Annotated in this window: 10 protein-coding genes and 2 pseudogenes; 5 read left to right on the forward strand and 7 right to left on the reverse strand. The window is 56.7% G+C overall.

The genetic code is table 11. The features are described from left to right. Positions 1–95 precede the first annotated feature (95 nt). Positions 96–551, reverse strand: coding sequence for a c-type cytochrome (locus RM96_RS07080; protein WP_039009241.1), 456 nt, complete (start codon positions 549–551; stop codon positions 96–98). A 780-nt stretch (positions 552–1,331) separates the two neighbouring features. On the opposite strand from RM96_RS07080, the gene RM96_RS36805 reads away from it, so the two are divergent. Together RM96_RS36805 and RM96_RS07085 are read left to right on the forward strand one after the other, a co-directional pair. After that, positions 1,332–1,586, forward strand: coding sequence for a hypothetical protein (locus RM96_RS36805; protein ID WP_082016444.1), 255 nt, complete (start codon positions 1,332–1,334; stop codon positions 1,584–1,586). Positions 1,587–2,694: 1,108 nt separating this feature from the next. Then, positions 2,695–3,303 carry a carboxymuconolactone decarboxylase family protein gene (locus RM96_RS07085; RefSeq protein WP_052279356.1) on the forward strand — a complete coding sequence of 203 codons (609 nt, stop codon included), beginning with the start codon at positions 2,695–2,697 and terminating at the stop codon, positions 3,301–3,303. 451 nt (positions 3,304–3,754) lie between these two features. Here RM96_RS07085 and RM96_RS07090 read toward each other — a convergent pair. After that, positions 3,755–3,868: pseudogene (locus tag RM96_RS07090) on the reverse strand (DNA-binding protein); the annotation flags it as partial. A 185-nt stretch (positions 3,869–4,053) separates the two neighbouring features. Here RM96_RS07090 and RM96_RS07095 point away from each other — a divergent pair. Further along, positions 4,054–4,797 carry a DNA/RNA non-specific endonuclease gene (locus RM96_RS07095; protein WP_039009222.1) on the forward strand — a complete coding sequence of 248 codons (744 nt, stop codon included), beginning with the start codon at positions 4,054–4,056 and terminating at the stop codon, positions 4,795–4,797. A gap of 217 nt (positions 4,798–5,014) precedes the next feature. Continuing rightward, positions 5,015–5,389 carry a PHA-granule associated protein 4 gene (locus RM96_RS07100; RefSeq protein ID WP_039009224.1) on the forward strand — a complete coding sequence of 125 codons (375 nt, stop codon included), beginning with the start codon at positions 5,015–5,017 and terminating at the stop codon, positions 5,387–5,389. A gap of 150 nt (positions 5,390–5,539) precedes the next feature. Here the strand turns inward: RM96_RS07100 and RM96_RS07105 are convergent, their stop codons facing one another. The 5 genes from RM96_RS07105 to RM96_RS07125 form a co-directional block, all read right to left on the reverse strand. Beyond that, positions 5,540–5,935, reverse strand: coding sequence for a lysozyme inhibitor LprI family protein (locus tag RM96_RS07105; RefSeq protein ID WP_039009226.1), 396 nt, complete (start codon positions 5,933–5,935; stop codon positions 5,540–5,542). 122 nt (positions 5,936–6,057) lie between these two features. Beyond that, positions 6,058–7,512 carry a CsgG/HfaB family protein gene (locus tag RM96_RS07110; protein ID WP_052279355.1) on the reverse strand — a complete coding sequence of 485 codons (1,455 nt, stop codon included), beginning with the start codon at positions 7,510–7,512 and terminating at the stop codon, positions 6,058–6,060. 29 nt (positions 7,513–7,541) lie between these two features. Further along, complete coding sequence (locus RM96_RS07115; protein WP_039009228.1) at positions 7,542–8,189, reverse strand: hypothetical protein; 648 nt, start codon at positions 8,187–8,189, stop codon at positions 7,542–7,544. A 22-nt stretch (positions 8,190–8,211) separates the two neighbouring features. Beyond that, entirely contained in the window at positions 8,212–9,354 is a 1,143-nt protein-coding gene (locus RM96_RS07120; RefSeq protein ID WP_039009230.1) for a hypothetical protein, read from the reverse strand. Further along, a complete protein-coding gene (locus tag RM96_RS07125; RefSeq protein WP_039009232.1) occupies positions 9,345–10,517 on the reverse strand; it encodes a hypothetical protein in 1,173 nt (390 codons plus the stop codon). The genes RM96_RS07120 and RM96_RS07125 overlap by 10 nt, the downstream gene beginning before the upstream one ends. A 473-nt stretch (positions 10,518–10,990) precedes the next feature. Between RM96_RS07125 and RM96_RS36810 the strand changes: the two are divergent. Then, a pseudogene (locus RM96_RS36810) lies at positions 10,991–11,474 on the forward strand (DNA/RNA non-specific endonuclease); the annotation flags it as partial. Positions 11,475–12,713: the final 1,239 nt, after the last annotated feature.

Here is a 12,713-nt window from a genome sequence, read left to right on the forward strand (position 1 = left end):
GTTGATTTGCATCAACGAGCCGATGTGACCACGCGCCGTGGCAGGGCTGGGCAGCGCGAGCTCAACTGACAATGGCGATTCGCCAACTACAAGACCTAACGGTTCTGGTACTCCCTTGTTACCTCTTGCTGGGCCGCTTGCAACTCAGCAGGCCACGTGCTCTTGATATAGGCAAGCACGGAGGCAATTTCCGCGTCCGACAGGACAGATTTGAAGGCTGGCATGTCGCTCTCGTAGCCAGCTGGCGCCGACACGCCGGGAACGAGGCCATCCTTGGTAATGGAAAACAACACTTGGTCCGGATGGTGCCACGCGTGGCCGGTGGCGTCCTGCGGTGGCGCCGGCAATCGTCCATTTGGTCGGCGATTGCGCCAGTCCGGCTGGCCCTCGAGATGCGCACCATGACAGGCGGCACAGTGGCTCGCGTAGATTGCTTTCCCTCTGCTGACAAGCGCTCTGTCCTCGGCGTCTAGCTTTGGGAAGCCCTCTCCGCCGCCCCTCCAGTTCAGTGTGGAAATCAATGCTGCAATGACGCCCACCGTGGCCAACACGGTACTGGTCCATCTCAGAATCTGCCAAACTCTCATAGCCAGCTGTTCCGTACTCTTGCCAGGGGCTCAACCATGCCCAGCTTTAGCTGTCGTGACTGAGGAAAATGATGGCCATCAACATCCCGTAGTTCTGGCAGATGGTCGTAACCCCTGCGAGGCACGACGCGGTCGCGGCAACAATGCGTCATGGCTTGAATACCATCACGTAGAGGAAGGCGACAACGACGAGCCCGAACGCGACGCCCGTGACCCGACTTGCGATGGCGGTTCGCCGATACTGCGTGGATGCGCACCCGTCGGTAGCGTGCAGTCGCCGTTGCCTTCGCAGGGTTGCGAGTGACCATCCAAGACTGGCTGCTCCAACTGCCCAAAGGCCCAACGCAACTTGTATCCACTTGGCAGTGAACGGCCACGCCAAGTGAACCTGTGATGGGCAATGAGGCTTGCACGCACATAATATGCTGTTGAATGTACCTCGCATGCAAATAGCACCCAATTCCCCCGCCTTTCCCCCCGAATTCCCCCAGGCTCCTACCTCGATAATTCCCACTGACGAACAGCGGCCCTCCATTTCCATTTCCTGTGTTGCTATTTCACAAAACAGCACGCAGCGACGTCGGGTTATGGCCTAGAGTTAAAGTGCTTTCTCAAGAATTGGCGCGATGCGGGAAGTGTGCCATGAAGCGCTTCACGTTCGGATGATTACCCTCGTAGGCGATTCTGACAATTGTTGGCCCTGTCCTGTTCAGCATGCAGGAACCGGGGGCGATGGAGTGGGAAATGAAACGCACGAATGAGCAGCAGTCCTTACGTTGCCAAGTCGAAAAATGGCTCTCGCCTGGTCCAACTGTGCTGGTTCGCGTAATTGAATTCAGTCGTACCCAACTGGGCCGGAGACGCTATGTATGCGTCGAGACCGTGCAACCGGCTGGCTTGCGTGCGTTGTTTTTCTTTAGGCACGATGACGGCTGCTGGCGCGTGTTTCCGCCGGCTGTCGACAAGCCGACGATGACCCCTGCGCGGCATGCCGCGTGAGCGGTCATTTCCCACTCATGGCAAGCAACCACGCCGCAAACAAGGCGCCTCCACACAATTCTGCGCGGAATCTGACCACCAGCACTCCGTAAGCGAGGCGAGTCGCGAGAGTGCAGACGCTGCCCCGATGACGCCTTCTGCGCGCGACGGGTGCCAGAGCTTCGACTGTTTTTTCTTCTGGGATGTGGTTGGGTACAGTTCGCACCAGCAAGTAGCCCATCCCAATTCCACTCGTCAGGGTGCTAACGCAGAACTCTGCGGTAGCCAGAAACGGGCATTCGAAGGAGAACGGTAGTTAGGGACGCATGTCACAGAGGCATCAGCCCACGATGCATTTCCTTCACCCGCTAACGCACTACGCAAATCATGCCGCCCCGTGGGACTGCAGCGGGGGCGCACCACCGATGTTGTCCTCGGTGGCGAATGCCAGTCTCACGCGAAGGAAGATGCCGAAGAGAGCGAGCCGAATGCCCGTCCGCCTTCTGGCCCATTTGACGTGCGTGCTTGCTCGGCTCCCAGCCTGAACACTGAAACAGCATCACGAAGTCGTTTACTCTGCTCGTCCAGCGATGCTGCCGCCGCTGCTGCCTCTTCCACCAAAGCCGCATTTTGCTTATGCGCTTACGTTGATGTGAGGAAGGAGGCAATGGGATTGCAATCGGTCAAATGTTGCCCTATGTTGTAGCAAGAATTAAATAGAAGTACTGCCCACCTCATCGTGGGCTGCATTGTGTCCGGGGCAGCAGATAGTTAGCCAAGAACAGCCGGCGCCTATGGACACTTGCTTCCACCTTACGCCCTCGATACCCCGTCAGTAGCGTCTTATAGCGCGCCATCTCCGGCGTACGCAGGTGCTTGTCTCTGCGATTTCCAAAGCCCGGCCGCACCGCGCTTGTGCGTTTGCTCGTCCTTTGGTCTCTCGGGACATGGACGTTACGCGGAGCGCCTAGCGAAGCCGGTTGCTACACTGCAAAAACTTGCCCGACTATCGTCGGTGGTGTCGACGCGCCGTCGTAGAGAGACGAAAGAATCAAGTATGGGGCAATTTCTAGGCGGCCTCGAAAACGGCGCTCGGCTCGCGGAACTTTCTTGGTGGGAGGTACCCGCCTTGAGCGAGAAGAACTTTGCTCACCTCTCTCTGCCACTCATCACCGCCGAGACAGCACCCGTCGATGTTCGAGGAATCCTCGCCAGTGTTCAGCTTGAGGTTGACTGCATCCCACATATGTACGCAGCCATGGCCAATGCGCCAGGACTGCTTGAAGCTTATCTCGACAGCACTCAAAGGTTTCGCCAAGAGTCTTCCCTCACACTAATCGAGCAGGAAGTTGTGTTTTTAGTGCTTTCAGTGGTTAACGACTGCCCATATTGTGTGGCAACACATAGTGGAATCGCCGTCGCCGTTGCAAAAGCGCCTCCTGAAGTGGTCGAGGCGATTCGCGCTGGTAAGCCGTTATCGGATACCAAGCTCTGCGCACTCGTGAATTTCACGCGTGCAATGTTCAACCATCGGGGACGACTAAGTTCGAACGAACTCAACGCGTTCCTGGCAGCGGGTTACAGGCAGACGAATGTGCTAGACATCATTCTGGCTATCGCAATCACAACACTGAGCAACTACACCAACCACGCATTCCAAACCGAGCTGGACGATGAGCTTCGGCCGTTCTCCTGGACGCAGGAAATCCAGCATGCGCGCAATGGCAGGTCCAGCTAGGACCACAGGGGAATGCACTGCGCAAATCACGCCGCCCCGTGGACTGCGGCGTGCGTGCGCCTTACGGTATCTCAATGCTGAACCCGTGCGCTACCCATATTTCGGACTAGACCAAATGAACCTCGAGAACGCTGTTGACCCGCAGTCGTCTTCGACGTTGAAATGGTGGGGGAATTGAAGCGGCAGCAGGCACAGGCAGCGAGATTGGGCGAGGGCATTCTAGCTGGTTGGCTAACACAGGACATGCATTCGGCGTAGGTACGCTACACATCATGCGGTCTGGCAGACCGGCTCCGAGGTCATGCAGCGCATTGCCCCCCTATGGGGGCGGCATGTTCACGATGCCGTTGCTTTCCCTTGTTCGTGGTTCTTGCATTTTTCCTGCAACTCGGTCGCCTCTACATTGAAGGAAGGGGTTCTTTGATGAAACACGTTCTGGTATCCCTCGCTACGCCATCAAAGTCTGGATTTGCTCAATGACGCCAGCGATTTCTGTCGCGCGAACCTCGACCAATTGGGCATCGAGCGCTTCCTTCTCTGCAATCAGTTGTTTGTATGTGGCCATTTAAAATATCCTTTTCTTTGTTGGTGACTCATATCGTACAGCACTCTTCTAAGCTTTCACTGACTTTGCGAGTCGAACCTCTACATGGGAGATTAGGTAACTGCTGAATTATCCCTTTGTGTCTGCTATCCTTCCGGCCCCTTCCTCGCAATCAGGAAGGGATAGACAGCCAAAGGAAGGAATCAATGCATCTTGTTTCACGGCTGGCCGCAGCCGCCGCCATTTGCCTTAGCGTTACCGCCCCGGTTCAAGCAGCAACGGACTTTGACCGTTGCCCGCAGTTCTTTGCACAAGGGGCTATCCCGCAGGTCCGAAGCCAAAACCTTAAGCGGCGCGCCCTGTGTTTTGATTCGTTTGCCGTATTGCATTCCGGCACGACGAAGACGCCGGTCTATGTGGCTGAGCGGCTGAATGCAAAGCAAATCGCTGACGCGCAGGACGAGGAGCGGACAAACCGCTTCTTCGCTGATGCTCGACTACCCCGGGCAGAACGCGCAGAGCTCGATGACTATAAGAGCTCCGGCTATGACCGTGGCCACATGGCGCCCGCTGGAGATATGCCGAATGCAACGGCCATGGCGCAGAGCTTCTCACTTGCCAATATGGTGCCCCAAGCCCCACAAAATAATAGGAAGAGCTGGGCAGGCATTGAGAAATCAACGCGCAAATACGTCCGGCGTGCCAAGGGGGATGTGTACGTCATCACTGGGCCCGTGTTCGGGGCTGCGGCTCCAACCACCATTGGACCGGACCAAGTGTGGGTGCCGCAATACCTGTTCAAGCTTGTGTACGACTCGACAACCCATCGCGCTTGGGCGCATTGGATTGAGAATTCAGATTCCGCACGCGCTGGACGACCCATCAGTTACCGCGAACTTGTGAAGCGAACTGGCGTGGAGTTCCTTCCCGGTGTCCCAATAGCGGATTGACGCTCCGCCAAGACATGCTGACGTTTCATTGTCATCGTCAAGCTTTGCACAGCTGACACCAGCGGGCCATCTGGCCCGCTTACGTTTCTTCCCCAAGCACTTGTTCCCGTGCAACGAAATCGCGATTGCGCAAGCGTGCGGCAGCGGTTAGGGTATGTGCATCGCCGCACCGCAACAATGGCAAGCGCGCGCAACATGAAGTGAAGGAGGAAGCACCGTGACGACAGCATGCGCCAGGAGCAAGACTGAAGCGCTGCGTCTGCTCGAAACCGACGGGATAACAGTGGTGGAGCTGGATTACGAGTCGGCGTGGAAAGATGCCATTGAACTCGGCCGCCTTGGCGACGAGGTTGGGATACGCGTCGAGTATCGCGGTCACGAAAGCATAGCGGTCAATTCGCGGGTAGCGCTAATTGCCGGCCTCAGGCGCCCCAAGGTGACGTTCCGCCAGCGAAACCTGTACTGCCAATTCAATTTGGACAGGCTGACAGAAAATGACCTAGCGGCATTGGAAGTGAAGGCAAGCAGTCTTGGGGACTACATTCTCGCGGGGCACCTGATGCGGGACGTCGATGCTGAGTGGACAGAGTAGGCGGAGGGGCGAACGCCATCTCGCGCGACGGGCAAGGCACGGTACTGAACGAAGCGCCCCCAGATGTACCCGGTAGCCAAGGGGCGCTCGTTGTCATCTAACTGCTCAACTTGTCGGCGCGGCACATCGAAATGTGCCGTCCGAACAAAATTACTGTTGCCGTAGGTTCTCGAGCTCTTTTGCGCGACTGGCGGTCATCGTCATGACGCAGTCGTTCGCGCTAACCCGAGCCATGGTGCCGCCATCCGGGTCGTAGTAGAAACTGCAGTTGGTATCACGGAATTTAATCCAATTCCGCTGCGCATCCTGTAGCTGTTTCTTGCGTTCCGATTGCAAGCCTCCCATCAGAGCCTTATATGCCTTATTCAGGCGCGCATCCTGACGCTGAGCTTCGCCGTCGATACAGTCAATCATGCCGGCGGTAACTCCACCGGCCTTATTCATACATGTATCGAATTGCTTTGTGAGTCCCGAATCTTCAGCTCGCGCAGCGAACGGGAGTCCCACCACGACGGCAAGAGAGAGGCACAAAAAACCACGCTTCATGATTAAATTTCTCTGAGATAACTTCAGTTCACTGTCTGATAGAGGTGGTAACCTGGTTTCGTCGGTTGGACGCTTGATAACCAAGAGCCCTCGCATCGAGCGCTCTTGGTATCACTGGAGTACTACCACTTATTATCTTGGGTAGCTGCCTCTTGCGCCGGACGAGACTGAGCAAGGGATTCTGCCCGGTGAGGCTTTCCTTGCGCGGACACGGTCTTCAACGACTTCTGGCTTTCGCCTTGCTGCCCGCTTTCACCCTCAGCTACGCGGCTCTCGGCCTTAGGTGCGCTCTTTACCTGTTCACGCAGCTGCAGGCCACCAGGAGCAATGCCGTCGATATTGATTTTGACGTTCTCAAGGTGACCGTAGGACAGGTTCGGTTGCACTTTGTCGATTACGACTTCGCAACAGGGCGATTCCATGCGACCCAGCGACTGGCCAGTCTGAGGGTCCTTCATCTCCGCCCCAATCTTCGCAAGGCGATACCGCATACCCTCCTTCACCGCCTTACCGCCTTGACTCAGCACGACCGTTTCACCGTCGCGGGAAAGCACGGTAATCGGGAAGGTCCGCGCGACAATTGTCGACACAACCGAATCGGCCATGTCGGACTCCATCTTCTGCAGGAGCTCGTCACCATTCACCGTTGCCCCAAGCGTAGTCGGTGCAATCGACGGTGCAGTGCCCTGTGCGGAATCGGAGACCATGATTTGACGGGTTGCCACATTTAGCACGCGTTGCGACAGCGCCCATCCGCCGTCATAGCTAACCAGCTCGCGGTCGCTGGTTTGCAGCTTACGAGCATGGCGGTTGTAAGCCAGCGAACTGATGCGACCGACCCAGAGCAAGTCGGCGGATACTGCCTGCCCCAGCTTCGCAATTTCAGCAGAAGGTGCCTGACCGGACGAAATCATGTCCAGTTCACCTTGCACTTCGGACTGGAACTCACGGTCGACCACAGCGAAGCGCCCAGTGTTGACCAGTCCGTCAATCACCTTCTGACGAATCTCCTGGGCGACCTTCTCGGCCGGGACCGATGTCGAACCGACAACAAAGGTGCTTGAGTCGTAGCGCAGTGGTGCGACCGCCACCTTGATTTTCTTAGTGTCAGCAGGCGCGGAAAATTTCGAAATCGATGCGGAAATTTTTATGCGATAGAGACCGCCTGGCTTAGAAGGCTCGGTCAACTCTAAGACCTTGAAGCCAGTCACCGCGCCACCAGACCGCTGCGTCACCATCTCGGCAAACGTCGACGAACGCAAGTCCAACTCATTCTTACCAACCGCAATGTTTGTGGTGAAGTTGAGCTGCGCGGAGTTCATGTCAAGCACCGCTCCATTGACTTCCATGATGGCAAGACGCAAAGCGTCACCAATGGCTTCCCCCTGCGAGACACCTGTTCCCTGTGACTGAACCGTCTCTGTTTCCAGACGTCCGACATCCGGAACTGCAGCGACGGGGGCTGCTGCCGCAGAGGCGTCCTTGGAAGCCTCTTTGGCGGGTTCCGCAGTCTTTTGACCGCAGGCGACCAATCCTGCAACGAGGCAGAGTACCCCGACCTTAAACGCAACTTTCATCAAAGCACTCTCCCCGAGCCTGCGGCAGCTTAGCTAAGCGACAGATTAGACAAAGCCTTGGTGGCGTCTGCCGGCACCGGGATATCGCGGCCCTTGGCGTACGAGATAGCATTGCTGAGCGCGCCACCCATGGTCGTGACGCTATCGGGGAGGCTCTTCACGATATACACCCCCGTCCCAAGTTTGGTCAGAGCCAGTGGCGATGCCGTAGTGACCGCATTCTTGAACGAAGCCAGCTTGTCCTTCAGACCAACGTACTTGACCATTCCCGAACCCAGCGAGGCCAGGCCTGCAACAAACGTGGCCTTCTCCTTCTCGCCCAAAGCCGGGTTGGCCTTCAGCTTCTCGGCGACAGCCTTTGCCGTATCCGTCAACAGCTTGTCAGCATCGGCAAGGTTGTCCTTCGTTGCACCGTTGGACACCGTGTCAGCAGATGCCTGCAGCTTAACCGCCTCATCCTTCATCCCCAATGCATCGGCCATCTTCGACTGAGCCGTGAGGACGTCCTTACTAGCAGCTACATAGCCGCGCAGCAGTTCGTCGTTTTGAGCCGTCAGGTCAGCGCCACCGCTGCTGGACTTGCCACCCATAAGGCTGGAAACCGAAAACTGCGCGTGGGCGGCAACCGGGGTCAGAACGGTGAGGGCGACAGACAGAGCGACTAGAGTGCGTTTCATGGGCATTTCCTCAGAAAGTGGATTACTTCAGGCCTACGTTGGTGACTTGGCTAATCAATTCGCGGGCCGCGCTATTAGCGGCCGACTTCAGCGCGTTCGTGCGCGCTTCGTCCTCCGTCGCCCCGACGCCGGCATATTGCACAGGGCCAACAGTTGCGACGTTTTCCGGGATGGCACTGCTAGCGTCCAGAATTTTGGCGTTGACCGTCACAGCAACTCGCATGAGGCCGGTGGCCGGGTCCTTGTCAGCCAAGCCGACGTCGAGAGTTCCAAATGCCAGGTAGGGAATCTGCGCCATTTTGAGACCGGCCACCACATCCTGCAAAGTTTGTGTCTTCAGGTCATTACCGCTCTTGTAGTCGTTCTCGACGTTCGCCACACGCAGCTTGCCGTGGGTGTACGGTTCCACAAAGCCAGCTTCCAGCACCTTGAAGCCGCCCTTACCGAACACCCCAGTGAAGACCGAGTTCAGGTTCGCACTCGGAATCAGGCGCCACGTCGACGCGCTCGCCCGACGAGTCACACTCCCTCCCGTCTCGGAGGTTGCGGATGACTGCAGATTGACGGAAGCCTTTCGGTTGACCGATGCGTTCGTCGAAATTTTCGCGCTAGCGACCGATTCCCCTTCGGTACCGTTCTGGCTTTCGGAGGAATTTCCACTTGCCTTCACGGACCTGTCCACGCGCTTATAGACTCGGTCGTCGTAACTCGTCGTGGAATCCACAGTACGAGACACGAAAAGGAACGTCAGCTTAGATTTTTCGCCCTTAGGCGTTGCCGCAGTAGCCGAGTTTGACTTCACCGCATTGCGCAATTGCGCCACGTTCAGAGTGACGCGAACGGTTACCGAGTACGTCTTTGTGTCCGTACGGTCCTCTTCGTTGAGCACCGTCGTATCCAGAATGTACCGGTCGGGGTTGGCCAGCACTTTCTCGCGGATGGCGTCAAAGTTCTCCGACTCCGCCTCACCGGCCTCCGCGTAATAGGTCTCGACGGCCTTGACGCGGGCGTCGGTCAAGGCCTTGGTCTTCGCCTCAGTCGGTGCCCCGCCGAAGAGCGCGGTGTATGTCACCGACGCTTTACCTCGTGCTTGTTGGGCTTGGGCCATCGCACCTACGCTGATAACACATAGGAGAACAGCAAAAAAGGAACGAACTATTGACATGATTTGAGTACCTGTTGTGCGGCTTTCACTTGACTATTGATATCCGAGGCAGATGCAGATGATTTCAGCCAATCACTCGACTTGCCTGCCAGGGACTCCCCAAGCTTGTTGAACAACCCGCGCACAGAGTCGGAATACGCTGGAAAATCATCGACATATTGCTGCGTCACGGGAACGACCTTCACTTCGCCATTCTTGAACTTTGAGTCCAAGAATGGCCTGGCAGCAAGCGGTTGCTCCATGCGCACCGACGCAAAGGATGCATAGATGTAGCTGGCGCCCGCAGGCGCCTCGCCATACTTGACCTTTTTTAGCCCCTCTACATCGAGCGTAATTTCGTAGTCAGCAGTTGGTATCTTCAACTGGAAGACCGTGCTGTCATCAATACGCATCGACATCACGTTTCCAATTGCATACCCCTTGCTGTACGGCAGAATGGGGGTATCCGTCTTGCTGGAAATAGCCTCCGCCAGGAGGTCAGCGAACCAGGTCTGCGCCGTGCCTGGAGTACTGGTCAGCGAAGCCGGAAGATTCTCCATTGCCTTGTCGCCAATTTCCACCTTGGCAACCTGAACAAAGCGGGGCACCGTGTTTGGCAACTTTGCCTTGCTGACCTCGTAAGCAAAGCGAGAGAACACGCCTGGCTTGCCGGCAGCACCGAGGTAGGCTGTCTGAACGCTCTTGAGCTTCTCCTCGTCAGAGGGCTCATGGTCCAGCACGTCGATAACAGCAAAGCTCAGCGGGTAAGAACGCAGAACGGTCATCGACTTGAAATCGAAGAAGAGTGCTTGCCCCCGAATCTGTGTAAGAAGCTTCTGCAGCCCACCAATGCGCTCAACTGACACTGTTTCGTTATTGATAACGAGCGATAGGACCACCACCTGGTCTTGCCCCTGAAGCTGGGCCATCGGTTTTGTATTCACGGTAAAGTCAGCCGGCGGCAGCGCAGCGAGAGCTCGTTGCAACTGGGCATACGCAGACCACGTTCCCGAGCCGAGCCTTGCCTGGAATTGTCGTGAGTAAGGGAAACGAGAGGTCACACTTGCCTCGTCGCCCGAGTAGGCCAAGCCTGCGAAAGTTACCTCTGTGGCATGCGCTGCCGCTGTGAACCCCAGGAGACCAACTACAACAAACCGCCCAAACAAAGCAATATTTCTTATCATTCTTGGCTCTATAGCCTTATTGACTCATCAGACAGATTGCCGGAGCAGCGGCCGTCCGAGAGCACTACGAGTGTTGACCCAGTAAAAGAGAGTATCAAGCCTTCCCTATTGGACGCACCCCCTAAAAGTTGGGTGAGTTCGAAAGGGCTGGTGCCCGCTGTTCAATCAGAGCGCTTGTCATATTGCTGAAACTTTCATGACAGGACTCTCCGCTGGGCTTAAGCTCACACTGCGCGATGAGCCCCTGAATTTTCTCGCTGACGCTAGCGATTTCGGTCGCGCGAACTTCAGCAAGCTGAGACTCAAGCTATCCACGGCAAACTAATCACAATGTCGGTCGTACACCCTTCATCATGAACCCCCCTGATGAGGGGGGCTAGGCTGGTCGTTCGTAGCAGTGAGCGCGCGCCGACTATACTTCCAGCCCCTCGCCCTCGTACAGGGGGGTGCTTATAACTATACGAATAAAGACAATGCGCCTCGCCTCATGGTTGGCCGCATCGGCCGCCACTCTTCTTTGCGTTACCGCCACCGCTTATGCAGCAACGGGCTTTGAGGGTTGCTCTAATTTTTTTGCAGAGGGCTCCATCCCGCAAGTTCGGAACGGTCAAGACTTGAAGGCACGAGCCCTTTGCTTTGACATTCACCGTCTTACATTCCGGCACGACGAAAACACCAATCTATGTAGCAGAGCGGCTAAATTCAGAGCAAGTTGCCAATGCTCAGGATGAGGAACGGACAAATAAGTTCTTCGCCGATGCTCGGCTGCCTCGAGCGGAACGAGCCGAACTCGACGATTACAAGGGTTCAGGCTACGACCGATGGCACATGGCACCGGCCGGGGACATGCCCAATCCCACGGCAATGGCGCAGAGCTTTTCGCTTGCCAACATGGTGCCCCAGGCTCCGCACAGTAATCGGAAGAGCTGGGCTGGTATCGAGAGGGCGACCCGAAAGTTGGGGCAAGCAAAGGCAGCCTTCGATGATGCGCGGAAGACCCGCGAGACTCGTTCAAGATGCAACTTCGGACGAAGAAATACTCCTGCCGTCTGTTGCCGCACTGCCTCAGCAGTCAGGCACGGGGTTGGCCGACCTGACGGCGAGACAAAGATAGCTCTGCGGTGACGTCCTTTGTTGTCAGGAGGCGCTCATCAAACACCGCACATAGCGAGATGAAGTACTCAGCTGCGGCCACGGGCCCAGGCCCGCGCACCAACAGATACTCTCGCCCGTCACTTGTGAAGCCTTTCTGGCAAGCGAAGTCCAATCTAATGATTGGGGGGCTTGCCCAATACCTGCCGGAGTTTGAGAATCTGCCGACAAGATGACGCTCGCCGCGGTAGGTCTCAAGCACGCGCCATTCTTCGACATACCTCTGCTTGTTCCGAGATACCTGCATTGCAATGGCTGTCGTCATGATGGAACTCCTGGTTCGCACTCTTTCACTTCCTGCAGCCATGGCGGCACGAAGAGGACTGCACTAGAGCAATAGTGCAGCCTTACATCCACACATACTCGCCCGTAATGTCTTTCGTTCCTGAGACTTTGTTGTCCCATGTCGCCACCAGCCAGAACAGTCGCCATAGCCCAGTCTCACGACCTGGAGGGCCGGCCAGCACAAAGCGAAGACCCTGCTCGGTTACACCTGTCCGCGTATCCGGGTTGAAAGACGTGATGGGAGGACTGACCCGGTAAGGACCGGTACGCGTGCATACGCCAACGAAGTGCTTGGAGCCACTGTCAGTCAGCAGCACTCGCCACTCCCTCAGAACGGCGTCGGCAGATGTATCGTATGGCGTAGAAATCCATACAGGCATGGTTCCCTCCTGCGACTCTCATCGGCTACTGCGGCCCCGACCAGCTGCTCTGTTATTTGCATGCACCCAGTACTCGCTGCTGACGTCCTTGGTCTCAGTAACGCGGTTGCGTTGGGCCCAGAAGCTCCACACATGCAAGGCATCTTGGTCGAAACCTGGCTCGCCCGACAAAACGTAGCGCCGACCACTCCGAGTAATGCCCGCTCGGGATTTGGCATCGAAAGACACGATAGCTGAGCTCACACGACCGGACTCGTTCTCTATGCAATAGCCGACGAAATGTAACCGTCCGGCGGACAGCGTTCTTGACGACGGGGTTGCTTTCAGGCGGCGGTCGAGCGGATCTGCTCAGCCATGGCCCATGGCAGCAGTTCGCTAA

The sequence above is a fragment of the Cupriavidus sp. IDO genome, from assembly GCF_000812465.1.
Lineage (GTDB): Bacteria > Pseudomonadota > Gammaproteobacteria > Burkholderiales > Burkholderiaceae > Cupriavidus.

Bases quoted from the DNA above. Each gene is read 5' to 3' on its own strand.
- RM96_RS36805 (WP_082016444.1), top strand. From the start codon at position 1,332: ATGAAACGCACGAATGAGCAGCAGTCCTTACGTTGCCAAGTCGAAAAA.
- RM96_RS07095 (WP_039009222.1), top strand. From the start codon at position 4,054: ATGCATCTTGTTTCACGGCTGGCCGCAGCCGCCGCCATTTGCCTTAGC.
- RM96_RS07105 (WP_039009226.1), bottom strand. From the start codon at position 5,935: ATGAAGCGTGGTTTTTTGTGCCTCTCTCTTGCCGTCGTGGTGGGACTC.
- RM96_RS07110 (WP_052279355.1), bottom strand. From the start codon at position 7,512: ATGAAAGTTGCGTTTAAGGTCGGGGTACTCTGCCTCGTTGCAGGATTG.
- RM96_RS07115 (WP_039009228.1), bottom strand. From the start codon at position 8,189: ATGAAACGCACTCTAGTCGCTCTGTCTGTCGCCCTCACCGTTCTGACC.
- RM96_RS07120 (WP_039009230.1), bottom strand. From the start codon at position 9,354: ATGTCAATAGTTCGTTCCTTTTTTGCTGTTCTCCTATGTGTTATCAGC.
- RM96_RS07125 (WP_039009232.1), bottom strand. From the start codon at position 10,517: ATGATAAGAAATATTGCTTTGTTTGGGCGGTTTGTTGTAGTTGGTCTC.